This is a genomic window from Geodermatophilus sp. SYSU D00742 (assembly GCF_054049935.1).
The window spans coordinates 16,629-41,351 of sequence record NZ_JBJGYJ010000016.1 but is presented as its reverse complement, the minus strand read 5'-3'; the positions used below and the strand labels follow the sequence as shown (position 1 = coordinate 41,351).

The following is a 24,723-nucleotide window of genomic DNA, read 5'->3' as shown; positions in this document are numbered from 1 at the left end:
CTCGCGCACCGCCGTCGACACCCGCCCGCCGTCGTCCACAGCCGGAGCCCCCGTCCACAACCCGCTCGCACCCGCCGTGCGGCCGGCCGGTGCTGCCTAGCGTCCGCCCGGTGCGCCTCTCACCCCGTCGCAGCGACGACGCCGACCTGATCCGCGCCCGGCTGCGTGCACTGCTCGACGAGCGCGCGCACCCACGCGGCTGGGTGCCCCGCGACGAACCGGAACCGGCCGGCCGCGGCGACGAGCCAGCGCTGGGCGACCCGGAGGAGCCGGAGGGGGAGCGGGGGAGGGACGCCGAACTCCCCGGCGGCATCGGCCGGCACCGCGCGCCGGGCAGTGCGGTGCGCCTCGACCCGGGACGGCGCGGGGTGTGGGCCCTGTGGGTGGCCGGCCTCCTCGCCGCGGTGCTGGTCGCCGCCGGCACCTGGTTCGACCGGCCCCGGGTGCAGCCGGCCCCGGACGCCCCGGCCGGCACGTCGGCACCGGCCGGGGCCTCCCCTGACACGTCCGTCCCCAGCGCCGCGTCCTCCGGCCCGGCCCCGACGGCGCCCGCTGCCCCGTCGGTCGGGGTCGCGGCCGACAGCGCCGCCACCGTCGTCGTCGCCGTGGTCGGGCTCGTGGCGCGGCCGGGCCTGGTCGTGCTGCCGCAGGGTGCCCGCGTCGCCGATGCCGTGGCCGGTGCCGGCGGTCTGCTGCCCGACGCCGACCCAGCCTCGGTGAACCTCGCGGCGGTGGTGGCCGACGGCCAGCAGATCGCGGTGGGCGTGCCCGGCGCGGCCACGACCGGGACCGCTCACGCCGGGCCCGCCGCTCCGGCCGGGCCCGCGGCTCCCGGTCTCGTGGACGTGAACACGGCGACCGCCGCCGACCTCGACGCCCTCCCCGGGATCGGCCCGGTCCTGGCCCAGCGGATCGTCGACCACCGGGCGCAGCAGGGGCGGTTCACCAGCGTCGAGCAGCTCGACGACGTCCCCGGCATCGGCCCGGCCACCTACGCGGAGCTCGCCGAGCTGGTGACCGTGTGACCGCCCCGCCGGAGCGCTGGGCATGGGTCGACCTGCGCCTGGCGCCCGCCGCCGCGACCGTCTGGGCGACCACCCTCGTGTCCTCCCTGCTGTCGCCGGCCGCCCTCGCCGCCGTCGCGGTGGTCGCATCGACCGCTGCGGTGCCGGCCGCCCGTCGGCGACGGTCCGCGGCGGCCGTGGTGCTGCTGGGGGTGCTCGCCGCGGTGGCGGTCACCGCGGGCACCGCGGCGGTCCGGGCCGCGGCGCGGGAGTCCTCGCCGCTGGTCGAGCTGGCCGAGGCGCGGCGGACGGTGCTGCTGGACCTGGAGGTCGACGGCGACCCACGGGTCGTGGGTGGCGCCGGCCCGCCGCGGACCGTCGTCGATGCCACGGTCACCGGCCTGCACGACGGCGGGACACGGGCCCGGCTGGCCGACGACGTGGTGGTGTTCGCGCCTGCCGAGGAGTGGACGGGGCTGCTGCCCGGGCAGTCGGTGCGGGTGCGGGCGACCGTCACGCCGGCCGATCCGGGCGACGGCCTGGTGGCCCGGGTGTCGGCGCGTGCGCCGCCGGCCCTCCTCGGCGACCCGTCCTGGGGGCAGCGCGTGGCCGGCGCGATCCGGGACGGGTTCGCCTCAGCCTCCGTCCGCGTGCTCGGCCCCCACGCGGGCGGCCTGCTGCCCGGTCTCGTGGTGGGGGACACCCGCGCGATGGACCCCGTGCTCGAGGAGGAGTTCCGGCGGGCCGGGCTCGCGCATCTCACCGCCGTCAGCGGGGCCAACGTCGCCATCGTGCTGACCGGCATTCTGGTCCCGCTGCGGCGGCGGGCGGTCGACCGGCGGGTGCAGGCCCTCGTGGGCGCTGTGGCCCTGGTGGGCTTCGTGCTGCTGGCCCATCCGAGCGCCAGCGTCGTCCGGGCTGCCGCGATGGGGGCGGTCACCCTGCTGGCCCTGGCCAGCGGTCGGCCGAGGGTCGCGGTACCCGCGCTGGGAGCCGCCGTCGTCGTGCTGTTGCTGATCGACCCGCGGCTGGCGCGGGACGCCGGCTTCGCGCTCTCGGTCGTGGCCACCGCCGCGATCGTGCTGCTCGCGCCGGGCTGGTCACGGAGACTGCGGAACCGTGGCTGGCCGCAGGTGCTGGCCGACGCGGTCGCGGTGGCGGCCGCGGCCGGCGTCGCCACCGCACCCCTGGTGGCCGGGCTGTCCGGCCTGGTCAGCCCGGTCTCCCTGCCGGCCAACCTGCTGGCCGCGCCCGTCGTGCCCGCAGCGACCGTGCTCGGGCTGGCGGCCGCACTGGTCGGGACGGTCCTGCCCGCGCCCGGCGACGCCCTCGTGTGGCTGGCCGGCTGGCCGGTCCGCTGGCTGGTCGTCGTCGCCGAGCGCGCCGCGGACCTCCCGGACGGCGCGGCCGCCTGGCCGGCCGGGACCCGGGGTGCGGTGCTGCTGACCGTCCTGCTGCTCGTCCTCGGCTGGGTGCTGTGGCGGTTCCCCCGGTCGCGGGCGTTGGCGCTGGCCGCGCTCGTCGGCGTGGTCGTCCTGGGCTGGCCGATTCGGCAGGTGACCCGGGGGTGGCCACCGGCGGACACCGTGCTCGTCGCCTGCGACGTGGGCCAGGGCGACGCGCTGGTGGTGCCGACCGGGCCGGGGGAGGGGGTGCTGGTCGACGCCGGCCCGGACGTCGGTGCCGTCGACCGCTGCCTGGACCGCCTGGGTGTCGACACCCTGCCGCTGGTGCTCGTCACCCACCTGGACGCCGACCACGCCGGCGGCCTCGCGGGCGCACTGGCCGGGCGGGACGTCGGGACGGTCGCCACGGGTGCGCTGTCACCGGCGGACGACCGCGCCGGCCGTCTCGACGAGCTGGTGCGGCGATCCGGCGCCGGTCGGGTGGAGCTCGCCCCGGGCGACCGCCGCACCGTCGGGGGCGCCACCGTGGAGGTCCTCGCCCCGCCCCCGGAGCTCGCGACGCCGGCCGCCGAGGCCAACGACCTGTCCCTCGTCGTGCGCGTCACCCGCAACGGCGTCCGCGTCCTGCTGACCGGGGACCTCGGCGGCCAGGCGCAGGCACGCATCGCCGCCCGCGGCGTCGACCTCACCGCCGACGTGGCCAAGGTGCCGCACCACGGCAGCGCCGACGCCGACCGGGGCTTCCTCGCCGCCACCGGCGCACGGGTGGCGCTGGTCTCGGTGGGCGCGGACAACCCCTACGGCCACCCCGCGGCGCGCGTGCTCTCGTGGCTGGCCCAGCTGGGGATGCGGGTGCACCGCACCGACCGGGAGGGGGATCTGGCCGTGGCCGGGGACGCCGGTCAGTGGGGCGTGGCCGGCCGCGGCGCCGGACCCGCGGGATCGGCAGCCGGCCGGGCCGGCGGCGGCATCCCGGACGGCGACGGCGGGCGGACTGCCGAGGACGGCGGCGGGCGGACTGCCGAGGACGGCGACGGCCCCGTCCGGACGGTGGCGGAGGCCCTGCCTCCAGGGATGCTGCGCCGGACGACCCCTGTCGGCGCGGGCCGGCCGGGCCGTCACCGCCGCGTGGCACCATGCCGGTGTGGCAGCAGCACCCCCCGCCCCGACCTCACGCCTGCGTGCCGTGGTCGGCGAGGAGGAGCTCCTGCGGGCCCGCGCCGTCTCCGCCGTCCGCACCGCCGTCCGTGAGCGCCACCCCGACGCCGAGCTGCACGAGCTGGCCGCTGTGGGCCTGCCGGTCGGTGAGCTCGCCGACGTCCTCGCGCCGTCGCTGTTCGGCGGGCACCGGCTGGTCGTGGTCACCGGCGTGCACGAGGCGGCGGGTGCGCTCGTCGACGCCCTCACCAGCTACGTCAAGGACCCCGACCCCGACCTCACGCTGGTGGTGGTGCACCACGGGGGCAAACGGAACGAGGCGCTGGTCAAGGCGTTCACCGCGGCCGGTGCGGCGGTCGACGACTGCCCGAAGGTCAGCTCGGTGGGCGACCGCATCGCGTTCGTGCGCAACGAGGTCCGGTCGGCCGGGGGGCGCATCACGCCCGACGCGGCGAGTGCGCTGGTCGAGGCGATCGGCGCGGACCTGCGGCAGCTGTCGTCAGCGGCCGGCCAGCTGGTCTCCGACTTCGGCGGCGCCGTCGACGCCGACGCGGTGGCCCGGTTCCACCGTGGCCAGGCCGAGGTCACCGGCTTCACCGTCGCCGAGCGCGTGCTCGTGGGGGACCGGCAGGGGTCGCTGGAGATGCTGCGCTGGGCCCTGCAGCGCGGGGTCGCGCACGTGCTCATCGCCGACGCCATCGCCGACGGCGTGCGCACCGCCGCACGGGTCACGTCACTGCGCACCACCAACCCCGGCGAGCTGGCCCGCACCCTGAAGCTGCCGCCGTGGAAGGTGAAGAAGGCGCAGAGCCAGGCGCGGGGCTGGAGCATCGAAGGGCTGCAGCAGGCGGTCGGCGTGGCCGCCGAGCTCAACGCCGACGTCAAGGGCGTCGCCGCCAGCGCCGACTACGCGCTCGAGCGCGCCGTGCGCCGCATCGTCGCCATCCGTGCCGCAACCGGTCGCGGCGTGCGCGGCTGAGGGCGTCCGCACCCGTCCCGCAGTCGGCGGACGCAGCGCCCGGCAGGCCGTGGCGCGCCGGGACCGGACACGGCGCCCGGGCGCGCACGCCCGGAACCCGCCCCGGAACGCGCACGCCCGGAACCCGCCCCGAAACGCAAGGAGCCCCCGTCCCGTGCGGGAGGGGGCTCGTCGCGGACCGCGCGGCAGCGCGGTGCGCCGGCTCAGAGGCCGGCGACCTGCTTGGCCAGACCCGACTTGCGGTTGGCGGCCTGGTTCTTGTGGATGACGCCCTTGCTGGCGGCCTTGTCGAGGGCCTTGCTGGCGGCCTTCAGAGCGGTCGCGGCGGCCTCCGCGTCCCCGGACGCGGCGGCGGTGCGGACGCGCCGGACGGCCGTCTTCAGGGCGGACTTGACGGCAACGTTGCGCTGGCGCGCCTTCTCGTTGGTCTTGATCCGCTTCATCTGGGACTTGATGTTCGCCACGCGTGAGCCTCGGGTGTCTCTCGGGAGGGAGTACTTCTGACAGTGCGTCCGGACGGCAGGCGCCAGCGGACCGGTCTGCCAAGATACCAGCGTCGCCCGCGTGACCCCAACCCGCGGGTCCACCCGCGCAGGTCCGGGCAATGGCTGGACGTCACGCCGACCCGTGGGACGATGGGAGCACTGTGACGACTCCCGCCTACACCGACCCGGCCCGCATCCGGAACTTCTGCATCATCGCCCACATCGACCACGGCAAGTCGACGCTGGCCGACCGGATGCTCGAGGTCACCGGGATCATCGAGGCGCGGCAGATGCGTGCGCAGTACCTCGACCGCATGGACATCGAGCGCGAGCGCGGCATCACCATCAAGGCCCAGAACGTGCGCCTCCCGTGGGCGCCCCGGACCGGGGAGCACGCCGGTGCGGACTTCGTCCTCGACATGATCGACACCCCGGGCCACGTCGACTTCACCTACGAGGTGTCCCGGTCGCTGGCCGCCTGCGAGGGGGCGGTGCTCCTCGTCGACGCCGCGCAGGGCATCGAGGCCCAGACCCTGGCCAACCTCTACCTGGCCATGGAGAACGACCTCACGATCATCCCGGTCCTCAACAAGATCGACCTGCCGGCCGCGCAGCCCGAGAAGTACGCCGCCGAACTGGCGCACATCATCGGCTGCGACCCCGACGACGTCCTGCGCGTCAGCGGCAAGACCGGCGAGGGCGTGCCGGAGCTGCTGGACGCGATCGTCGCGCAGATCCCGGCGCCCACCGGCGAGGCCGACGCCCCCGCCCGCGCGATGATCTTCGACTCCGTCTACGACATCTACCGCGGCGTCATCACCTACGTCCGGGTCGTCGACGGCCGGATCGCCGCCCGCGACCGCATCAAGATGATGTCGACCGGCGCGACCCACGAGCTGCTCGAGATCGGCGTCATCTCCCCGGAGCCCAAGCCCGTCGACAGCCTCGGCGTCGGCGAGGTCGGCTACTTCATCACCGGGGTGAAGGACGTCCGCCAGTCCCGCGTCGGCGACACCGTGACCCTGCAGCACAGGCCGGCCACCGAGTCGATCGGCGGGTACCGCGACCCCAAGCCGATGGTCTACTCCGGCCTCTACCCGATCGACGGCAGCGAGTACCCGCTGCTGCGCGAGGCCCTGGACAAGCTGCTGCTCAACGACGCCGCGCTGACCTACGAGCCGGAGACCTCCGCGGCCCTGGGCTTCGGGTTCCGCGTCGGCTTCCTCGGCCTGCTGCACCTGGAGATCGTCCGCGAGCGGCTCGAGCGCGAGGCCGGCATCAGCCTCATCTCCACCGCGCCGAACGTCGTCTACCGGGTCGTGATGGAGGACGGCTCGGAGATCACCGTCACCAACCCCAGCGACTGGCCCGAGGGCAAGATCGACAAGGTCTTCGAGCCGGTCGTCAGCGCCACGGTCATCGCGCCCAGCGACTACACCGGCGCGATCATGGAGCTCTGTCAGAGCCGGCGCGGGCAGCTCGGCGGCATGGACTACCTGAGCGAGTCCCGGGTCGAGCTGCGGTACACGCTGCCGCTGGGCGAGATCATCTTCGACTTCTTCGACGCACTGAAGTCGCGCACCCGCGGTTACGCCTCCCTCGACTACGCCGAGGCCGGTGAGCAGGAGTCCTCGCTGGTCAAGGTGGACATCCTGCTCCAGGGCGAGGCGGTCGACGCGTTCAGCGCGATCGTGCACAAGGACAAGGCCTACAGCTACGGCGTGATGATGGCCGGCAAGCTGCGCGAGCTCATCCCGCGCCAGCAGTTCGAGGTGCCCATCCAGGCCGCCGTCGGTTCGCGGGTCATCGCCCGCGAGACGGTGCGCGCCATCCGCAAGGACGTCCTCGCCAAGTGCTACGGCGGTGACATCACCCGCAAGCGGAAGCTGCTGGAGAAGCAGAAGGAGGGCAAGAAGCGGATGAAGATGGTGGGCCGCGTCGAGGTCCCCCAGGAGGCGTTCGTCGCCGCGCTGTCCACCAACGAGTCCACCGCCTCCAAGAAGTGAGCGGGCGGCTCGACGCCGTCTGCGTCTCCGGCGCCGACCTGCTCCCGCTGCCCGACCGCCGGCCGAACCGCAGCGGCATCGACAAGCGTCCGGTGCCCGGCCGGGTCGCCGTCCACGAGCTCGGCCTGGACGGCGACGTGCAGGTCAACCGCCGCTACCACGGCGGCGAGGGGCAGGCGGTCTACGCCTACGCCCAGGAGGACGCCGACTGGTGGTCCGCCGAGCTGGACCGCGACCTGCCGCCCGGCCGGTTCGGCGAGAACCTGCGGACGACCGGGGTGGACGTCACCGGCGCGCTGCTCGGCGAGCGCTGGCGGATCGGGACGGCGCTGCTGGAGGTGACCGACTGCCGCATCCCCTGCGCCAACTTCGAGCGCTTCTGGGGTGTGCCGCAGCTGGTCAAGCGGTTCACCGCGCACGGTGCCAGCGGGGCGTACCTGCGGGTCGTGGAGACCGGGGCGATCGGCGCCGGCGACCCCGTCGAGGTCGTGCACCGTCCCGACCACGGCGTCACCGTCGGGCTGGCCTTCCGGGCCTACACCACCCAGAAGCACCGGCTGCCCGAGATCGCCCCGGCCGTGGAGCACCTGCCGCTGCGCACCCGGGCGAAGGTGGCCACGAAGATCGCCACGCGGACCGGCGCCACCGTCTGACCGGCGCGGCGGGGCCCGCTGCCGGGCGCGCCGGGAGTCCCCCGTGTCCCCGCTGCGGCCTGCTGCTGCGGGCCTGCCTGGCCGAGGGGATACCGGCACCGCGGCGTGTCGTCTACCTTGCCCGCGGAGGGAGACGCCCGTGGAGGACAGCGCGCAGCTGCGGATCGGGTTGCTGGGTGCTTTCACGGCCTCCGTGGGCGGGCAGCCGCTCGACCTCGGCGGGCCCCGCCAGCGCGCCGTCCTCGCCGTGCTCGTGCTGGCCCGGGGCGAGTCGGTGCCGGTGGAGAGCCTCGTCGAGGCGGTGTGGGGCGACGACCCGCCCGAGGACGCGGTCGGCGCGCTGCAGGCCTACGTCTCCCACCTGCGGCGGCGGCTGCAGCCCGGCAGCGCCGCACGGACGCGGTCGGCGGTCATCGTGCGGGAGGGACGCGGCTACGCCGTCCGGCTGCCGCCCGACGCCGTCGATGCCTGGCGCTTCGAGGCCCTGGTGCGGCAGTCCGGGACCGCGGACGACCCGGCCGTCACCGATGCGCTCCTCGAGCGGGCGCTCGCGCTGTGGCGGGGTCCCCCGCTGGCCGAGTACGCCGACCAGCCGTGGGCGGAGGCGGAGACCGCCCGGCTGATCGAGCTCCGCGCGGTGGCCCGTGAGCGGCGGCTGGACGCCCGGCTGCGGCGGGGCGAGGCCGCCCTGCTCGTCCCCGACATCGAGGCGATGGTCGCCGAGGACCCGCTGCGCGAGGAGCGCTGGCGGCTGCTCGCCCTGGCCCTGTACCGGGCGCACCGGCAGGCCGACGCGCTGGCCGCGCTGCGCCGCGCGCGGACGACGCTCGCCGACGAGCTGGGCGTCGATCCCGGCCCGGCGCTGCGCGAGCTCGAGGAGCAGGTGCTGGCCCAGGCGCCTGCGCTGCACCCGGTGCGAACGGCCCGGGTGACCCCCGCTCCCGCACCCGTCCCCGCGCCCCCCGGGGACCTCCTCGACCGGGACCGCGAGCTGGCCGCCGTCCGGACCGCACTGGCGGACCTGGCCGCGGGGGAGCCCCGCCTGCTGCTGGTGGAGGGGCCGCCCGGCATCGGCAAGACCCGGCTGCTCGCCGAGGCGCGGCGCCTGGCTGCCGAGCGGGGCCTGCGGGTCCTCAGCGCCCGCGGCAGCCAGTTGGAGCAGGCGTTCGGCTTCGGCGTCGCCCGGCAGCTGTTCGAACCGGTCCTCGGCGGCGGAGGTGCCGACGAGCTGCTCACCGGCGCGGCGGCCAGCGCGCGGGGCGTGTTCGACCTGGGCCCCGCGGAGCCCGCCGACGGCTCCTTCGCCGTGCTGCACGGGCTCTACTGGCTGGTGGTCAACCTGACCGTCGGCGGCCCGCTCCTGCTGGCGGTGGACGACCTGCAGTGGTGCGACGCGGCCTCGCTGCGGTTCCTCGCCTACCTCGCCCGGCGCCTCGACGCCGTTCCGGTGCTCGTCGTGGGCACCGTCCGCACCGGCGAGGAGGCCGACGACGAGGCGCTGCTGACGGAGCTGGCGCTGGAGCCGGCCGCCGAGGTGCTCCGCCCGGGGCCGCTCTCCCCGGAGGCCACCGAGCGCATGGTGGAGCAGCGCCTCGGTGCGCCGGTGTCGCCGCTGTTCGCCCTCGCCTGCCAGCGGACGACGTCGGGCGTGCCGTTGCTCCTCCGCCAGCTGCTGCGCGCCCTGGAGTCCGACCGGGTGCGGCCCGACGCGGCGCACGCCGACACGGTGGTCGCCGTCGGCTCCCGGGCGGTGTCGAGCACGGTGCTGGTGCGGCTGCGCCGGATGCCGCCGGAGGTGGCCGACGTCGCCCGCGCCGCCGCGGTCCTGGGCGACGGCGCCTCGCTGCCGGCCGTCGCGGGGCTGGCCGGCTGTGACGAGGCGACCGCCGCCGCCGCGCTCGCGGCGCTGTCCCGCGCCGACCTGGTGCGGGACGAGCAGCCGGTGAGCTTCGTGCACGCGCTGGTCCGGGAGGCCGTCTACCGCGACCTGCCGGCCGCCGAGCGCGCGCTGCGCCACGAGCGGGCCGCTGGGCTCCTGCGGGCCGCGGGCGCCAGCGACGAGCAGGTCGCCGCGCATCTGCTGCTGGCCCCGGGGCGTCGGGACGACACGACGGTGACGCTGTTGCAGCGGGCCGCGCGGACCGCCGCCCAGCGGGGTGCCTCCGACAGCGCCGTCACGTACCTCCGGCGGGCGCTGGCCGAACCGCCGTCCGGGACCCGCCGGTGCGAGGTGCTGGCCGACCTCGGCCTGCTCGAGGCGCTGCTGGACGGGGTCGCCGGCGTCCGGCACCTGCAGGAGGCCTACGCGACGCACGAGGACGCAGGGGTCCGCGCCGACCTGGCCACGGCCATCGCCCGCATCCTCGTCTTCGCCGGGGAGCGGGGGGCGGCCGCCGCGTTCGCCCGGGAGGCGGCGAGCGGCCTGCCGGAGGAGCTCACCGACCACCGGCAGGCCCTGCTGGCGATCGAGCTGACCTGCGGGTACATGCACGCCCTCGACCCGGCGACCTGGCGGCGACCGGTGCCGGAGCCGAGCGGCACCGGGTACGGCGCCCAGATGCTGGCCGCGGCCCTGGCGTTCGACGTCACCATCGAGGGGACCGACCGCGCCCGTGCCGTGCGGCTGGCCCGGTTCGCCCTCGACGGGGACCGCCTGTGGACCGTGGACAACGGGCTGTTCTGGATCGTCGCGGCGGTCATCCGGATGGTGGCCGACGACGACCTCGGGGACTTCTGGGACCGAGCCCGCGCCGCGGCGCACGCGCGCGGGTCGCTGTTCGCGGCGATGTCCACCAACGTGTGGCAGGGGTTCTGGCACACCCGGCGTGGGGAGTTCGACGAGGCGGAGTCCTGCTTCGCCGACGCTCTGGAGCAGGACCGAATGTGGGGCGGGTCCGGGGTGGGCGCGCCGTACAGCCACGCGTTCCGGATCGGTTGCCGGCTCGACCGCGGGGACGTCGCCGGCGCCCGTGCGGCGGCCGACGCCGCGGCCGGCGTGCCCGCCTCCGGCGACGGCGACCGGCTGCTGCAGCTGGCGCATGCCCGGCTGCTGGTCGCGGAGGGGCGGTTCACCGACGGGCTGGCCCGGCTGGCCGCGGTGCCGACGCCGGTGCCGATCGCCAACCCGGCCTGGGACCCGTCGCGGTCCATCGCCGCGACCGCGCTGCACGGGCTGGGGCGCACCGGCGAGGCGGTCGCGCTCCTCGAGACCGAGGTGGAGCTGCTCCGCCTGTGGGGCGCGCCCACCAGCCTCGGGGCCGCCCTGGTCCGGCTCGGCGTCCTCCGCGGGGACGACGGCGTCGGTGCGCTCCGGGAGGCGGTCGCGCTGCTGGACGGCACGACGGCGGCCGTCGAGCGCGCCCGCGCCCGCTGCGCCCTGGGCAGCGCACCGTCCGTGGCCGACGCCGAGGCGGTGCCGCTGCTCGCCGACGCGGTCGTCGTGGCCCACGAGCACGGCGCCGTCGTCCTCCGGGAACAGGCCCGGACGGCGCTGCAGGCCCGGGGCTGCCCTGACCACGGGCACCGGGACCTCGTCCGCCGGCCCTCCACCACCGAGCGCCGGATCCGGGAGCTCGCCGCGGCCGGGCTCGGCGTGCACGAGATCGGCCAGCAGCTGTTCCTGACCCCGGGCACGGTGCACGCGGTGCTCGAGGCGGCCCCTCCGGGGAGCGGCCTCAAGTTCCTCTCAAGTACGCCGACCGACGCTCTGCGGCACGGATGACCGGCAGGGGTGTGGCATGACGCAGCAGCAGTCCCCGGTGGCCGCCCGCTCGCGGGCGGAGAGTCTGCGCGGGCTGTGCGGCGGCGCGGTGCACCTTCCCGGAGACCTCGCGTACGACATGGCCCGGTCGCCCTGGAACCTGCAGGCCGGTGACCATCCCGCCGCCGTCGTCTACCCGGCGTTCCCCGACGAGGTCGCCGACGTCCTCCGGGCGGCGGCGGCCGCCGGCCTGGCCGTGGCCCCCCAGGGCACCGGACACGGCGCCCCGCCGTTGGAGGGCCGGCTCGGCGACGCCGTCCTGCTGCGCACCGCGGCCATGACCGAGCTGCACGTCGACGCCGCCCGGCGCAGCGCCCGGGTCGGCGCGGGGGTGCTGTGGGGGGACCTGGCCGACGCGGCCGGCCGCTCGGGGCTGGCCGCCCGGCACCCCTCGTCCCCGGACGTCGGTGTCGTCGGCTACTCGCTGGGCGGCGGGATCGGCTGGTACGCCCGCCGGCTGGGCCTGCAGTGCAACGCGGTGACCGCGGTCGAGCTGGTGCTCGCCGACGGCACGTTCGTCCGCGCGACGGCCGACCGCGAGCCGGACCTGTTCTGGGCCCTGCGCGGAGGCGCGGCCCCGCTCGGCGTGGTCACCGCGCTGGAGTTCGACCTCTTCCCCCTGGACACGGTCGTCGCCGGTTTCCTCGCGTGGGACTGGACCGCGGTCGAGGAGGTCCTCCCCGGCTGGGTCGCCTGGTGCGCGACCGCGCCGGAGGAGGCGACGACGTCGTTCCGGCTGCTCGAGGCGCCGACGACCGAGGACGTCCCGGCCCAGCTGCGCGGGCGCCGGTTCGCCATGGTGGACGGGGCCGTGCTCGGCGACGACGCGACCGCCGCGGAGGTGCTCGCGCCGCTGCGGGCCCTGCACCCGGAGATCGACACCGTCGGCCGCGTGCCGGCGGCCACCCTGGTGCGGCTGCACCTCGACCCCGAGGGACCCACCCCCGCGTACGCGAGCAGCACCCTGGTGTCGGACCTGCCCGACGCCGCGATCGCCGCGGTCGTCGACGCCGCGGGACCGCGGTCGGGGACCCGGCTGGCCGCCGCCGAGCTGCGCCAGCTCGGCGGGGCGCTGGCCCGCCCCGACCCGGCGGCCGGCGCGCTGTCGGTGCTGGAGGGGCGGTTCCTCGCGCTCGGGCTGGGTCTGGGCCTCCCCGGCGGCGACGAGGAGCACTGGGCCCGGCAGCGCGCGGACGCCGCCCGCTTCCTCAGCGCCCTCGAGCCGTGGGCCACCGGGGGGCACTACCTGCCGATGCTCGACGAGCGGGTGGACACCCGGAAGGCGTTCCCGCCCGGCGTGCACGCCCGGCTGGCCGGCATCCGCCGCGCGGCCGACCCGGACGGCCTGTTCGTCGACCCGCACCCGCCGGCCCCGGCGTCGGCCTGAGACGGAGCTGAGGACGGTCCTCAAGGCCGTGCCAGCTCCCCGTCAAGCGCCTCGCGCCACGGTTCCTCCCGTCAGCGACACCCGACCTGGAGGATCCCGTGACCGTCACCCTCGACGCCCCCGTCGCCATCGACCCGGACGTCACCCACGACTCGCTCCGGAACCGGCTGACCGGCGCGCTGTACACCCCCGGCGAGCCCGGCTACGACGCGCTGGTGACCCCGTGGAACCTCGCCGTCGCCATGCGGCCGGCCGCCGTCGTCGACGCCCGCTCCGCCGCGGACGTCGTGGCCGCGGTGCGCTTCGCCGGCGAGCACGGTCTCACCGCCGGCGTGCAGGCCACCGGGCACGGCGCGCACAGCTCCCTGGCCGGCCACCTGCTGATCGCCACCCAGGGCCTCGACGAGTGCACCGTCCACCCCGAGGGCTGGGCGCGGGTCGGTGCCGGCGTGAAGTGGGCGCGCCTGGTCCGGGCGGCCGCGCCCCACGGCCTGGCCGGTGTCAACGGCTCGACCACCGACGTCAGCATCGTCGGCTACACCACCGGTGGCGGCGTCGGCCCGATGGCCCGCACGTTCGGCATCAACGCCGACCGGGTGCGCGCCTTCGAGGTGGTCACCGGCGACGGCGAGTTCCGACGGGTCACCCCGACCGAGCACCCGGAGCTGTTCTTCGCCCTGCGCGGCGGCAAGGGTGCGGCCGGCATCGTCACCGCCCTCGAGTTCGACCTCGTCCACCTGCCGACCTTCTACGGCGGGGCGGTCTACTTCGACGGAGCCGACGCCCCGGCCGTCCTCGACCACTGGCGGGACTGGGCCGACGCCCTGCCCGAGCAGGGGACGACGTCCTTCGCGCTGTTCCAGTTGCCGCCGCTGCCCGACGTCCCGCCGCCGCTGGCCGGCCGGCTGACCCTGGGCGTGCGGTTCCTCTGGACGGGCGACCCGGCCGAGGGGGAGCGGCTGCTCGACCGGGTCCGTGCGGTGGCGCCGGTGGTCCTGGACGACGCGCTGCTGCGGCCCTACGCCGAGATCGACCACGTGCACGCCGACCCGGTCGACCCGATGCCGGTCACCGACCCGGCGATCCTGCTCGACGGCTTCCCGGCCGAGGCGGCGCAGCGGCTGCTCGCCGTCGCCGGGTACGGGTCGGGCTCGCCGCAGCTGATGGTCGAGGTGCGGCACCTGGGCGGGGCGTACGCCCGCGAGGGCACGCACCCGGCGGCGTTCGACCACCGCGCCGCGCGGTACAGCGTGCTGGCGGTCGGGATGGCCGCGGACCCGCGCTCTCTGCCGCACGCGACCGAGGTGTTCGCCGCGCTGGCCGACTGGGACACCGGCGGGGTGTGGCCGAACTTCGGCGTCCCGCACGACGGCCCCTCGGCGCGGCGCTCCTACTCCGCGGCGACGCTGGCCCGGCTGCGCGAGGTGGTCGCCACCTACGATCCGCAGGGCGTCCTGCAGGCAGGCCACTACACGCGGGCGAGCGACTGAGCGGTGGGGCGGCCCGGCGGTCACCCGGCCCCCGGGCCGCCCCTCGCCGACGCCCCGTGCCCGGGTCCACCAGCGGGGCGTCGGACAGCCGGCCTCCGGGAGGTACCGATGTCAGCAGCGCAGTCCCCGCACGGCGTCCCGGTGCCGCGGCGCAGGTCGCCCGACGTCGACGTCCTGGTCGTGGGCGCGGGCCCGACCGGTCTCACGCTCGCGTGCGACCTGCGCAGGCGGGGGGTCGCCGTCCGGGTCGTCGAGCGGCTCCCGCAGCCGGAGGTCAGGTCCCGGGGCAAGGGCGTGCAGCCACGCACGCTCGAGGTCTTCGACGACCTCGGCGTCGTCGGCCAGGTCCTGGACGCCGGGTGGTCCCGCGACCTGCGCGTGCGCTGGTACGTCCAGCGCGAGCTGCTGGTCGACCTGCGCCTGCCCGGGCGGGACCCGCTGCCCGACGTCCCGCACCCGAACCTCGTGCTGATCCCGCAGTGGCGCACCGAGCAGGTCCTCCGCGAGCGGCTGACCGAACTGGGCGGGACGGTCGAGTGGGGCCGCGAGCTCGTGGACCTGGAGCAGGAGGCGGACGGCGTCCTCGCCCGCGTGGCGACGAACTCCGGCGATGCCGTGGACACGATCCGCGCCGCCTGGGTCGTGGGGTGCGACGGCGGCCACAGCCGGGTCCGCGACCTGCTGGCCCTGGCCCTGGAGGGCGACTCGCGCGAGGAGCGCTTCCTGTTCGGCGACGTGGAGATCGAGGGGCTGGCGCCGGCCGACAGCGGGTACGTGTGGTTCGACGGCGGCGAGTACCTCGCGGCCAGCCCGTTCCGCGGCCTGCCGTCGTGGCAGGTGCAGGCCAGCATGCCGGGCGCGGCCGACGGGACGGTGGAGTCGCCGTCGCTGGAGCTGCTCCAGCGGCTGTTCACCGAGCGCAGCGGGCTGACCGGGGTCCGCCTGTCCCACCCGACCTGGCTGTCCACCTGGCGCAGCAACGTGCGGCTGGTCGACCGCTACCGGGTGGGCCGGGTGCTGGTGGCCGGCGACGCGGCCCACCTGCACAGCCCGGTCGGGGGTCAGGGGATGAACACCGGGATCCAGGACGCGTACAACCTCGGGTGGAAGCTCGGGCTCGTCGTCCGGGGCCGCGCGTCCGAGCGCCTCCTGGACACCTACGAGGAGGAGCGCCGGCCGATCGCGCGGGCCGTCCTGCGCGGCAGTGACCTCGGCTACCGCGCGGTCTTCGGTGCCGACCCGGTCACCACCTTCCTGCGCGAACGCGTCCTGACCCCCGCGCTGCGACTCCCGGCGGTGCAGCGGGCCGTCCTCGGGGGTGTCAGCGAGCTGGACCTCCACTACCGGGACAGCTCACTCGCCGAGGACTCCCGCACACCCGTGTCCCGGACGAGGTGGAGCCCCGGCAGCAGCGACGAGCGTGCCGGCCCGGTGGACCGGGTCCGCTACGCCCGGGGCGTGCGCGCGGGGGACCGGGCACCCGACGGGGTCGTCCGTGACGCGGCCACCGGACAGCCCGGGCGGCTGTTCGACGCCTTCCGGGGCCCGCACGTCACGCTGCTGCTCTTCGACGGCCGGGCCCGTACCGCGGACGGCTGTGCCGCACTCGCCCGGATCGCCGACGGGGTGGAGCAGCGGTTCGGCGCCGACGTCCGTCCGGAGGTGGTGGTGTGGGGAACGGAGCTGCCCGCCCAGCTGACCGGACGGCGGGTCCTCCTCGACCCGGACGGCGACACGCACCGGCGCTACGGCGTGACCGCCGAGGCCCTGTACCTGGTCCGCCCGGACGGCTACGTCGGGCTGCGCACCCAGCCGGCCTCGGCGGAGGTCCTCGGGCGCTACCTGGGCCGGCTGCTCGACCGCGTCGCCGCCGACGCGGCACGGCCGTCGGCCACCGCTGCGACGGGCAGCCCGCGGGGAGGGTGACGGACACGGTGGCCGCCCGCGCCTGACGGCGGGCGGGGACGCATCGGTCGGCGGCGGCGGGCGGTCAGGCGGCCGGCGCGGCGGTGAGGTCGCGGCGCAGCCCGTCGAGGTCGACCCCACGGTCGTGCAGCACCTTCCTCGCCAGGCCCTCGCCCTCGCGGAGCAGGCCCAGGGCGATGTGCACCTCGGCGATGACCTGCGACCGCGCCGCGATCGCCTCACGCAGCGACAGCTCGAGCACCTTCTTGGCCCTCGGGGTGAAGGGGATGTGCGCCGGTGACCGCCCGGGGCGCCGCCCGCGGTCCAGGGCCCCGGGCCCGAAGGTGGCCTCGACCGTGCTGCGGACGGCGTCGAGGTCGATGCCCAGCGAGGTGAGCGCCTCGGCGTCGAGGTCGTCGACCCCGATGAGCGCGGCCACCGCCCGGGCGACGGCGTCGTGCGTGACCCCGTGGCGGGCCAGCACCTGCGCGGTCGGCGTCCCCGGCCGGGCGAGCAGCGCGAGCAGCAGGTGCTCGGTGCCGATCCACGCGTGCCGCAGTTCCCGGGCCTCGGCCTGGGCGCGCACGACGACGTCCCGGGCGTCGGGGGTGAAGCGTTCGAACACCGTCAGTCCTTCCGCCGCCGGAGCGGCCCGCGGCCGCCTGCGTACTTCTTGTGCACCGCCTGCCGGGTGACGCCGAGGAGCACCGCGATCTGCTCCCACGTCCAGCCCTGGTCGCGGGCGTTGTCCACCTGGAGTGCCTCCAGCCGCTCCACCAGCACCCGGAGCGCCCGGACCGCCCTGAGCCCGACGGCGGGGTCCCGGCTGCTGGCGGCGGAGGCCACCTGCGTCGTGTCGGCCATGGCGTCAACTGTGGTTGACACAGCGCCCGGTTGTCAACCTGCTTTGACGCAGGGGGCGGCGTCAGGCTCCGTCGTGCACGTCGAAGTGGGTCACGGTGACCTCGCGGTCGACCAGGAACCGGTCGTCCTCGGGGTAGAACACGGCGCGGGAGACGTCGTCGCCGGCGAAGGCGCGGACGGCGTCGTAGGAGGTCCAGAAGCTCAGCGTGACCACCTCGGTCCGGCCGTCGTCCAGGTCCCGCAGCAGCATGTGCGCGCCCTGGTTGCCCGGCGTCCGGCGGTAGTGGGCGATGCCGGTCGCGTCGATGTAGTCGGCGTAGGCGGCGCGGTCCTCGGTGCGGACCCAGCCGCGCCACATGCGGGCGATCACCGTGGGCTCCTCCCTCCGCCGCTGCTCAGGCGACGGCTGCCTCCTCGCCGCCGGTCAGCCGCACCAGGTCGGCGTAGGTCACGGAGAACATGGTGTGGTGGTCGCCGCCGCCGGCCCAGAGCAGCGGGTGCGCCGCGAGGGCGACGTCCACGACCGTGCGCAGGCGCGTGGGGTGACCGGTCGGCGCCACGCCGCCCACCTCCTGGCCGGTGGCCGCGGTGACGGACGTGCTGCTCGCCCGGCGCACCCGGGCCGCACCCACCAGCGCCGCGACCTTGCCGGTGTCCACCCGGTGCGCGCCGCTGGCCAGGACCAGCAGCGGGGCGCCGTCGGCGTCGAAGACCAGGCTGTTGGCGATCGCTCCCACGTCGCAGCCGAGCGCCTCGGCCGCGGCCGCCGCCGTCGGCACCGGGGCGTCGAAGCGCCGCACGTCCGCCTCGACGCCCGCCGCGCGCAGGGCGTCGAGGACCCGGTCGACGGGCGTCACAGCGTGAAGACGATCTTGCCGGCGGTCCGGCCCTCCTGCATCCGCGCGAAGCCCTCGCGCGCCTCGGAGAGCGGCAGCTCCACGTCGATGACCGGGCGAACGCCGGTGACCGCGCACATCCGCACCAGCGACTCCAGCTCGTCGCGGGTGCCCATGGTCGACCCGATGACCGACAGCTGGGTGAAGAACACCCGGTTGAGCTCGGCACCCGGGTTGAAACCGGTCGTGGCGCCGGAGGTGACGATCACGCCCCCGGGCCGCAGCGACTTGACGCTGTGGCTCCAGGTCGCCTCGCCGACGGTCTCCATGACGCCGTCCACCCGCTCGGGCAGCCGTGCGCCGGTCTCGAAGGCCTGCTCCGCGCCCAGGGCGAGCGCCGACTTCCGCTTCTCCTCGCTGCGCCCGGTGACCCACATCCGGTAGCCGGCCGCCCGGCCCAGGCTGACCAGCGCCGTGGCGACGCCGCCGCTGGCACCCTGCACGAGCACCGTGGCCCCGGGCCGCAGCCCCGACTTCACGAACAGCATCCGGTAGGCGGTGAGCCACGCGGTGGGCAGGCAGGCGGCCTCGGCGAAGGACAGCTCCGCCGGCTTGGGCACGAGGTTGCGCCGCGGGACGGCGACCCGCTCGGCCATGGTGCCCTGGTGCAGCTCGGAGAACAGCGAGCGCTTGGGGTCCAGCGTCTCGTCGCCGGTCCAGCCCGGGCTGGCGACCACGCCGTGCACGATCACCTCGTTGCCGTCCTCGTCCAGCCCGGCGGCGTCGGTGCCGAGGATCATCGGCATCCGCTCCTCCGGCAGGCCGACCCCCCGCAGGCTGAACAGGTCGTGGTGGTTCAGCGACGCGGCCTTGACCTGCACGGTCGTCCAGCCGTCGGGTGCCTCCGGCTCCGGGCGCTCACCGATCTCCAGCACGGAGAGCGGGTCCTTCGGGGCGGGGGTCGAGACGAAGGCTGCAAGCATGGCCGGACGCTATTGCATCGTCGTCCTCCGGACGACTCCGCCTCGGAGGGCCCGTCGGGCCCCCGCCCGGCTCGATCCCCTCCAGGTGCCGTCCCGGGCTGGGCAGGGGCGTGCCCCTGTCCACGTCATGGCCGCTCGGGTGGGCAGATCCCCCTCACGTGCCGCAGCTGCCCGCGGTCGCCGGTGGCGTCCGCGTCGATCCCCAGCCCCGGGATGGTCACCCGGACGGTCCCGGTGACGGTGGCCTCGCGGGTCAGGACGAACAGGAGGCAGCGCACGCCGGGTCCCGGGGGGATGACCTCGGGGGGCAGCAGCGACCCCTCGCCGTCCCAGCCGACGTCCTGGACGACGGCCTCACCGGTGACCGGGTCGCCGGTGGGCGAGGCGCAGTCCAGCGGCAGGGTGCCCGTCGCGGAGGCGGACTCGAGCGTCTCCATGGTCGCGGGGACGGCGTCCTCCGCACCGGTGACGCACTCGTACCCCGCCGCGAAGACCTCGAGGTCGGCGAACGGCTCCCGGTCCGCGGAGGCAAAGACGTCGAGGAAAACCGCGAGGTCGGGCACCTCCGCCGAGGACAACGCGGCCAGCGCGTAGTCGTCGTTGGTCACGGTGACGCCGGGGCCCGCGTGCGGGGTGGCCGCGGCCGTGCCCGTGCCGACCCAGGCCAGCGCCGTCACCACGACGCCGACGGTCAGCACCCGACCCGTCCCCGTGCTCCTCATCGCCGTTCCCCCTCACCGTCCTCCGCGGCGCACTGGCGCGTCACGGGCGCGGAGCGTCCCACCGGCCGGCCGCTCCGGGGAGGGCCCCCGGTACGGAGGGCCCGCGCGGGACACGTCGCGGCGGTGTGTCCCCCGGGACACGCCGGCGGACCTCGGGTGCCCCGCGGCTAACGGACGACGACGGCGTACTCGCCCCGGGGCACGAACTCGCCGATGACCGGGGCGCCCGGGACCTCCCCGCCCAGCAGCAGCCCACCGGAGGTCTGCGCGTCGGCCAGCAGCAGCGCCTCGTCCTCGGACACCGCGGACAGATCGGTGTGCGGGCGCACCCAGTCGAGGTTGCGGCGGGTGCCGCCGGAGACGAAGCCGTCGGCCAGCGCCCCGCGGGCCCCGGTCAGGTAGGGGACGGCGGCGGCGTCGACCACCGCGGTCACCCCGCTGGCCCGCGCCATCTTGTACAGGTGTCCGAGCAGGCCGAAGCCGGTGACGTCGGTGCCGGCCCGGATGCCCGCGGCGACCGCGGCCCGCCCGGCGTCCCGGTTGAGCGCGGTCATCGAGGCCACCGCCTCCTCCGACACCTCGCCGGTCGCCTTCATCCGGCTGTTGAGCACGCCCACGCCCAGCGGCTTGGTCAGCGACAGCGGCGTCCCGGCGACGGCGCCGGAGTTGGTGATCAGCCGGTCGACGTCGACCACGCCGGTCACCGCCATCCCGTACTTGGGCTCGGGGTCGTCGATGGAGTGGCCGCCACCGACGTGGCAGCCGGCCTCCTGGGCGACCTCCAGCCCGCCGCGGAGCACCTCGGCGGCGAGCTCGGCGGGCAGCACGTCGCGCGGCCAGCCGAGCAGGTTGACCGCGACGACGGGGGTGCCGCCCATCGCGTAGACGTCGGAGAGCGCGTTGGCCGCGGCGATCCGGCCGAAGGTGTACGCGTCGTCGACGACCGGGGTGAAGAAGTCGGTGGTGAGGACCAGGCCCTGGCCGCCCGCGATCCGCACCACCGCCGCGTCGTCCCCGTCGTCCAGCCCGACGACGAGCTCGGCGGCCGGGTCGACCGGCCCGGCGGCGGTCAGGCCCGCGACGACCTCCTCGAGCTCGCCGGGCGGGATCTTGCAGGCGCAGCCGCCGCCGTGGGCGTACTGGGTGAGCCGGACACGGGTCGCAGCGGTGGTCACGCCCCGAATCTAGGCCCGCCCGCCGGGCAGCACCCTCAGCCGGGGCGGCGCCGTCGCCGCGGGTGTGCTGCGCAGCCTCCGGCCCGCCGGGTGGGCGTCGGCGGGTGGGGCGCCCAGGCCGGTCAGGTCGCGGCGGACCGTGGTCTCCGCCGTGGGCTCGACACCCTCGATGCGGTCCTCCCGGAACCAGCGCAGCGCCTGCCGCTCCCGGCACCAGGCGACGAGGAACCAGTGCCGGCCGCTCCGGGCCAGCAGCTGCGGCTCCACCGCTCGCCGCGCGACCACCCCCTCGCCGTCGCGGTAGCGGAGGACCAGCAGCCGCCGCCGGGCCAGCGCCTGCTCGACGGCCGACCGGACCCCGGCGGCGCGGTGGGCGTCGGCGCTCACCCACCGCGTCGACGCGGCCAGCCGGGCGCGCCGGCGCGGATCGGGCTCGAGGGCGTCGAGGACCTTCTCCAGCGCCGTCCGGCCGGCGGCGGCGTAGGGACCGTCGGGCCGGGCGGCGAGCGCGGCCGCGACGGCCGCGGCCTCCTCCGGGGTGAGGGCCACCGGTGGCAGCGGAGTGGAGCGGGTCTCGGTGCGCTTCACGGACCGGATGCTGGCAGCGGGGTCCGACAGTTCCGGGCCCTTGCACCGACCCGGCACGTAAGCTGCCCGGCGGAGGCGTCAGGGCGCCTGGTGGCCCCCGCGGCCTCTAAAGCCGACGTGGCCGAGCAGCTCGGTCAGGCGGGTTCGATTCCCGTCCGCCTCCGCCACCGTCCCCGACCCGCGGGTCGGCGCCTACGCTCCGCAGTCGATGAGCGCCGACCCGCGGCGGCAGGTGCCGCGCACCGACACCCTGCTCGCCGACCCGCACCTGGCGGCCGCCACCGAGCGGCTGGGGCGCGGGCTGGTCAAGGCCGCCGTCCAGCAGGTGCAGCAACGCGTCCGTGCGGGGGCCCTGGCGCCCGCGGAGGCCGTCGCGGCGGTCCTGGAGGACCTGCCGGCGACGGTGGGCAGCCTGCGCCCGGTCCTCAACGCGACCGGGGTGCTCGTGCACACCAACCTCGGCCGGTCGCCGTTGTCACCGGCCGCGGTCGAGGCGATCGCCGCCGCGAGCGGCACCACCGACGTCGAGCTGGACCTGACCACCGGCCGCCGCGGTCCCCGGGGGGAGGCGACCCTCGCCGCGCTGCTCGAGGCGGTGCCGGCCGCGGAGGCGGCGCTCGTGGTCAACAACTGTGCCGCGGCCCTTGCGCTGGTGGCCACCGCGCTCGGCGGGGAGCTGGTCATCGCCCGCGGCGAGCTGGTGGAGATCGGCGACGGCTTCCGCATCCCCGAGCTGCTCACCGCCACCGGCGCCCGCCTGCGCGAGGTCGGGACCACCAACCGGGTGACCCTCGACGACTACCGCGACGCCGTCGGCGAGGGGACCGGCGCCGTGCTCAAGGTGCACCCGTCCAACTTCGTCGTCCGCGGGTTCACCCGGTCGGTGCCGGTCGCCGAGCTCGCGGTCGCGCTGTCGGGCAGCAGCACCCCGCTGGTCGCCGACGTCGGCTCGGGGCTGCTGCGTCCACACCCCGCGCTGCCCGACGAGCCGGACCTGCAGACCACCCTCGCCGACGGCGCCGACCTCGTGCTGGCCAGCGGCGACAAGCTGCTCGGCGGCCCGCAGGCCGGGCTGGTGCTCGGCCGGGCGGTCCTGGTGCAGCGGCTGCGCCGGCACCCGCTCTACCGCGCCCTGCGGGTCGACAAGACGACCCTCGCCGGGCTGGAGGCCACCCTCCGCGGCCCGCTGCCGCCGGTGCAGCAGATGCTCGCCGCCGACGTCGCCTCCCTGCGCCGCCGGGCCGAGGCGCTCGCCGCCCGGCTGGCCGCCGCCGGGCTCGACGCGCGCGCCGTCGACTCCCAGGCCCGCGTCGGCGGCGGCGGCGCCCCGGAGCACCCGCTGCCCAGCGCCGCGGTCTCCCTCCCCGACGGCCTGGCCGAGCCGCTGCGCGCCGGGACGCCGCCGGTCGTCGGCTACGTGGCCGGCGACCGCACGGTGCTCGACCTGCGCAGCCTGCCGCCCGCCGCCGACGGCGCCCTGGCCGCCGCGGTGCTGGCGGCCGCGGGGTGCGGGGGGTGACCGGCATGGACGTCATCGCCACCGCCGGGCACGTGGACCACGGCAAGTCCACGCTGGTCCGCGCGCTCACCGGCATGGAGCCCGACCGGTGGGAGGAGGAACGCCGCCGCGGGCTGACCATCGACCTCGGCTTCGCCTGGACGACACTGGCCTCCGGCCGCCGCCTCGCGGTCGTCGACGTGCCGGGCCACGAGCGGTTCATCGGCAACATGCTGGCCGGCGTCGGGTCGGTGCCCGCGGCCCTCGTGGTGGTGGCGGCCGACGACGGCTGGTCGGCGCAGACCGCCGAGCACGTCGCCGTCCTCGACGCGCTCGGGGTCCGGCACGCGCTGCTCGCGGTGACCAAGGCCGACCTCGCCGACCCCGGGCCGGTGCTGGCCGACGTCCGGGAGCGGCTGGCCGGGACGTCGCTCGGCGGGGTGCCCGGGGTGGCGGTCAGCGCCGCCACCGGCACCGGGGTGCCCGAGGTCGCCACGGCGCTGGAGGACCTCCTGGCGGGCCTGCCCGCGCCGGACCGCGGCGCTCCCGTGCGGCTGTGGATCGACCGCGCCTTCCCGATCAGGGGCGCCGGCACCGTGGTGACCGGCACCCTCGCCGCCGGCACCGTCGCGGCGGGCGACCGCCTGCGGCTGGGTGACCGGGAGGTCGGGATCCGGGGGGTGCAGTCCCTCGGGCAGCCGGTGGAGCGGGCGGAGGCGACCGCGCGGGTCGCGCTCAACCTGCGCGGCGTCGCGGTGGAGGAGGTCGCGCGGGGTGACGCGCTGCTCACGCCGGACGCGTTCCGCTCCACCGTCGACCTCGACGTCACGCTGGACGCCGAGCGGCCCGACCGGCTGCCGGTCGAGGTGGTCGTGCACGTCGGCTCCGCCGCGGTCGGCGCGCGGGTGCGTCCGCTGGATGGCGCGGCGCTGCGGCTGCGGCTGGCCGGCCCGCTGCCGCTGCGGATCGGCGACCGGCTGCTGCTGCGTGACCCCGGTGCCCGCCGGGTGCTGGGCGCCGACGTCCGTGACGTCGACCCGCCGGAGCTGCGCCGCCGGGGCGCGGCCCGCCGGCGGGCCGCGGAGCTGACCGCCCAGCCGACCGGTGGGGCCGGTGCCGCCGCCGACCTGGCCCGCCGCCGCGTGGTGCGCACGGCCGACTTCACCGCGATGGGCTGGCCGGTGCCGGAGGGCGCCACGACGGTCGGCCCGTGGCTGCTCGCGCCCGGCCTGGTCGACGAGCTGGCCGCCGCCGTGCCCGGCGTGGTGGGCCGGTACCGGCAGCTGCGGCCGCTGGAGCCGGGGCCGCCGGTGGGCGTCGTCCGACGGGCGCTGGAGCTGCCCGACGACGACCTGGTGCCGGCCCTGGTGCGCCCGCCGCTGACGCTGCGGGACGGGCGGGTGGCGGTCGCCGCGGCCGCGCTGCCGCCACGGGTGCAGCAGGCGGTCGACGCCGTCCGGGCCCGGCTGGCCGCCGACCCCTTCGCCGCGCCGGAGGCCCCCGACCTCGCCGCCGCCGGGCTGGGGCCGCGGGAGCTGGCCGCGGCGGTCCGGGACGGGCAGCTGGTCCGGATCGCCGACGGCGTCTACCTGGCCCCCGGTGTGGCGGAGGTGGCGCGCGCCCGGCTGGAGGGCGTGCCGGCGCCGTTCACCCTGAGCCGGGCACGCTCGGCGTGGGGCACCACCCGCCGGGTCGCCGTCCCGCTCATGGAGTGGCTCGACGCCCGCGGGGTGACCGAGCGGCTGCCGGACAACACCCGCCGGCTGCGTCCGGCGGCCGGGTGAGCCCTCGGCCGGGGACACCCCTGCCCCGATGAGTTCCGGC

At 76.8% G+C, this 24,723-nt stretch carries 20 protein-coding genes and 1 tRNA gene; 12 read left to right on the top strand and 9 right to left on the bottom strand.

Annotated features, from left to right (window positions below):
* The first annotated feature begins 110 nt into the window (after positions 1 to 110).
* From ACI78V_RS12900 to holA, 3 genes are read left to right on the top strand one after another with little or no spacing between them, the layout of a single operon-like run.
* A complete protein-coding gene (locus ACI78V_RS12900) occupies positions 111 to 1,025 on the top strand; it encodes a ComEA family DNA-binding protein (RefSeq protein WP_456851303.1) in 915 nt (304 codons plus the stop codon).
* Positions 1,022 to 3,661 (top strand): ComEC/Rec2 family competence protein, encoded by a 2,640-nt coding sequence (locus tag ACI78V_RS12895; RefSeq protein WP_456851302.1) that lies wholly within the window; start codon positions 1,022 to 1,024, stop codon positions 3,659 to 3,661. The genes ACI78V_RS12900 and ACI78V_RS12895 overlap by 4 nt, the downstream gene beginning before the upstream one ends.
* On the top strand, positions 3,555 to 4,547 hold the full coding sequence (gene holA, locus ACI78V_RS12890) for a DNA polymerase III subunit delta (RefSeq protein ID WP_456851301.1): 993 nt from the start codon (positions 3,555 to 3,557) through the stop codon (positions 4,545 to 4,547). The genes ACI78V_RS12895 and holA overlap by 107 nt, the downstream gene beginning before the upstream one ends.
* A gap of 203 nt (positions 4,548 to 4,750) precedes the next feature.
* Here holA and rpsT read toward each other — a convergent pair whose 3' ends face one another.
* Positions 4,751 to 5,011: a 30S ribosomal protein S20 gene (gene rpsT / locus ACI78V_RS12885; RefSeq protein WP_456851300.1), complete on the bottom strand. Its 261-nt coding sequence runs from the start codon at positions 5,009 to 5,011 to the stop codon at positions 4,751 to 4,753.
* A gap of 182 nt (positions 5,012 to 5,193) precedes the next feature.
* On the opposite strand from rpsT, the gene lepA reads away from it, so the two are divergent.
* The 6 genes from lepA (at position 5,194) to ACI78V_RS12855 (ending at position 16,254) form a co-directional block, all read left to right on the top strand.
* On the top strand, positions 5,194 to 7,038 hold the full coding sequence (gene lepA, locus ACI78V_RS12880; RefSeq protein WP_456851299.1) for a translation elongation factor 4: 1,845 nt from the start codon (positions 5,194 to 5,196) through the stop codon (positions 7,036 to 7,038).
* Positions 7,035 to 7,691 carry an MOSC domain-containing protein gene (locus ACI78V_RS12875; RefSeq protein WP_456851298.1) on the top strand — a complete coding sequence of 219 codons (657 nt, stop codon included), beginning with the start codon at positions 7,035 to 7,037 and terminating at the stop codon, positions 7,689 to 7,691. Before lepA ends, ACI78V_RS12875 begins: the two co-directional genes overlap by 4 nt.
* 139 nt (positions 7,692 to 7,830) lie before the next feature.
* Entirely contained in the window at positions 7,831 to 11,412 is a 3,582-nt protein-coding gene (locus tag ACI78V_RS12870) for a BTAD domain-containing putative transcriptional regulator (protein WP_456851297.1), read from the top strand.
* A 16-nt stretch (positions 11,413 to 11,428) separates the two neighbouring features.
* Positions 11,429 to 12,838: an FAD-binding oxidoreductase gene (locus tag ACI78V_RS12865; protein ID WP_456851296.1), complete on the top strand. Its 1,410-nt coding sequence runs from the start codon at positions 11,429 to 11,431 to the stop codon at positions 12,836 to 12,838.
* 98 nt (positions 12,839 to 12,936) lie between these two features.
* Entirely contained in the window at positions 12,937 to 14,328 is a 1,392-nt protein-coding gene (locus ACI78V_RS12860) for an FAD-binding oxidoreductase (RefSeq protein WP_456851295.1), read from the top strand.
* A 108-nt stretch (positions 14,329 to 14,436) separates the two neighbouring features.
* Positions 14,437 to 16,254: an FAD-dependent monooxygenase gene (locus ACI78V_RS12855; protein WP_456851294.1), complete on the top strand. Its 1,818-nt coding sequence runs from the start codon at positions 14,437 to 14,439 to the stop codon at positions 16,252 to 16,254.
* 64 nt (positions 16,255 to 16,318) lie between these two features.
* Here the strand turns inward: ACI78V_RS12855 and ACI78V_RS12850 are convergent, their stop codons facing one another.
* The 8 genes from ACI78V_RS12850 to ACI78V_RS12815 all read right to left on the bottom strand — a co-directional run bounded on the left by ACI78V_RS12850 (position 16,319) and on the right by ACI78V_RS12815 (position 21,401).
* Positions 16,319 to 16,858, bottom strand: coding sequence for a Clp protease N-terminal domain-containing protein (locus ACI78V_RS12850; protein ID WP_456851293.1), 540 nt, complete (start codon positions 16,856 to 16,858; stop codon positions 16,319 to 16,321).
* 2 nt (positions 16,859 to 16,860) lie between these two features.
* A complete protein-coding gene (locus ACI78V_RS12845) occupies positions 16,861 to 17,097 on the bottom strand; it encodes an RNA polymerase subunit sigma-70 (protein WP_456851292.1) in 237 nt (78 codons plus the stop codon).
* A gap of 61 nt (positions 17,098 to 17,158) precedes the next feature.
* Positions 17,159 to 17,467 (bottom strand): hypothetical protein, encoded by a 309-nt coding sequence (locus ACI78V_RS12840; RefSeq protein WP_456851291.1) that lies wholly within the window; start codon positions 17,465 to 17,467, stop codon positions 17,159 to 17,161.
* A gap of 25 nt (positions 17,468 to 17,492) precedes the next feature.
* Positions 17,493 to 17,954 carry a YbaK/EbsC family protein gene (locus ACI78V_RS12835; RefSeq protein WP_456851290.1) on the bottom strand — a complete coding sequence of 154 codons (462 nt, stop codon included), beginning with the start codon at positions 17,952 to 17,954 and terminating at the stop codon, positions 17,493 to 17,495.
* Positions 17,951 to 18,916 (bottom strand): zinc-binding dehydrogenase, encoded by a 966-nt coding sequence (locus tag ACI78V_RS12830; RefSeq protein ID WP_456851289.1) that lies wholly within the window; start codon positions 18,914 to 18,916, stop codon positions 17,951 to 17,953. The genes ACI78V_RS12835 and ACI78V_RS12830 overlap by 4 nt, the downstream gene beginning before the upstream one ends.
* 125 nt (positions 18,917 to 19,041) lie before the next feature.
* Positions 19,042 to 19,638 (bottom strand): hypothetical protein, encoded by a 597-nt coding sequence (locus tag ACI78V_RS12825; protein ID WP_456851288.1) that lies wholly within the window; start codon positions 19,636 to 19,638, stop codon positions 19,042 to 19,044.
* Between the two features lie 167 nt (positions 19,639 to 19,805).
* Positions 19,806 to 20,813 (bottom strand): selenide, water dikinase SelD, encoded by a 1,008-nt coding sequence (gene selD, locus ACI78V_RS12820; RefSeq protein ID WP_456851287.1) that lies wholly within the window; start codon positions 20,811 to 20,813, stop codon positions 19,806 to 19,808.
* 9 nt (positions 20,814 to 20,822) lie between these two features.
* Positions 20,823 to 21,401, bottom strand: coding sequence for a helix-turn-helix transcriptional regulator (locus ACI78V_RS12815; RefSeq protein ID WP_456851286.1), 579 nt, complete (start codon positions 21,399 to 21,401; stop codon positions 20,823 to 20,825).
* Positions 21,402 to 21,472: 71 nt separating this feature from the next.
* Between ACI78V_RS12815 and ACI78V_RS12810 the strand changes: the two genes are divergently transcribed.
* From ACI78V_RS12810 to selB, 3 genes are all read left to right on the top strand, one after another.
* Positions 21,473 to 21,568, top strand: a tRNA-OTHER gene (locus tag ACI78V_RS12810).
* Between the two features lie 41 nt (positions 21,569 to 21,609).
* Positions 21,610 to 22,920, top strand: a complete 1,311-nt coding sequence (gene selA / locus ACI78V_RS12805) for an L-seryl-tRNA(Sec) selenium transferase (RefSeq protein ID WP_456851285.1) — start codon at positions 21,610 to 21,612, stop codon at positions 22,918 to 22,920.
* A 5-nt stretch (positions 22,921 to 22,925) separates the two neighbouring features.
* Complete coding sequence (gene selB, locus ACI78V_RS12800) at positions 22,926 to 24,683, top strand: selenocysteine-specific translation elongation factor (protein WP_456851284.1); 1,758 nt, start codon at positions 22,926 to 22,928, stop codon at positions 24,681 to 24,683.
* Positions 24,684 to 24,723 lie beyond the last annotated feature (40 nt).

What these genes read in the sequence shown, in the direction of transcription:
- ACI78V_RS12855 (WP_456851294.1), top strand. Translation starts at nt 14,437, where the DNA reads ATGTCAGCAGCGCAGTCCCCGCACGGCGTCCCGGTGCCGCGGCGCAGG.
- ACI78V_RS12830 (WP_456851289.1), bottom strand. Translation starts at nt 18,916, where the DNA reads ATGCTTGCAGCCTTCGTCTCGACCCCCGCCCCGAAGGACCCGCTCTCC.
- selA (WP_456851285.1), top strand. Translation starts at nt 21,610, where the DNA reads ATGAGCGCCGACCCGCGGCGGCAGGTGCCGCGCACCGACACCCTGCTC.
- ACI78V_RS12865 (WP_456851296.1), top strand. Translation starts at nt 11,429, where the DNA reads ATGACGCAGCAGCAGTCCCCGGTGGCCGCCCGCTCGCGGGCGGAGAGT.
- ACI78V_RS12825 (WP_456851288.1), bottom strand. Translation starts at nt 19,638, where the DNA reads ATGAGGAGCACGGGGACGGGTCGGGTGCTGACCGTCGGCGTCGTGGTG.
- selB (WP_456851284.1), top strand. Translation starts at nt 22,926, where the DNA reads ATGGACGTCATCGCCACCGCCGGGCACGTGGACCACGGCAAGTCCACG.
- ACI78V_RS12845 (WP_456851292.1), bottom strand. Translation starts at nt 17,097, where the DNA reads ATGGCCGACACGACGCAGGTGGCCTCCGCCGCCAGCAGCCGGGACCCC.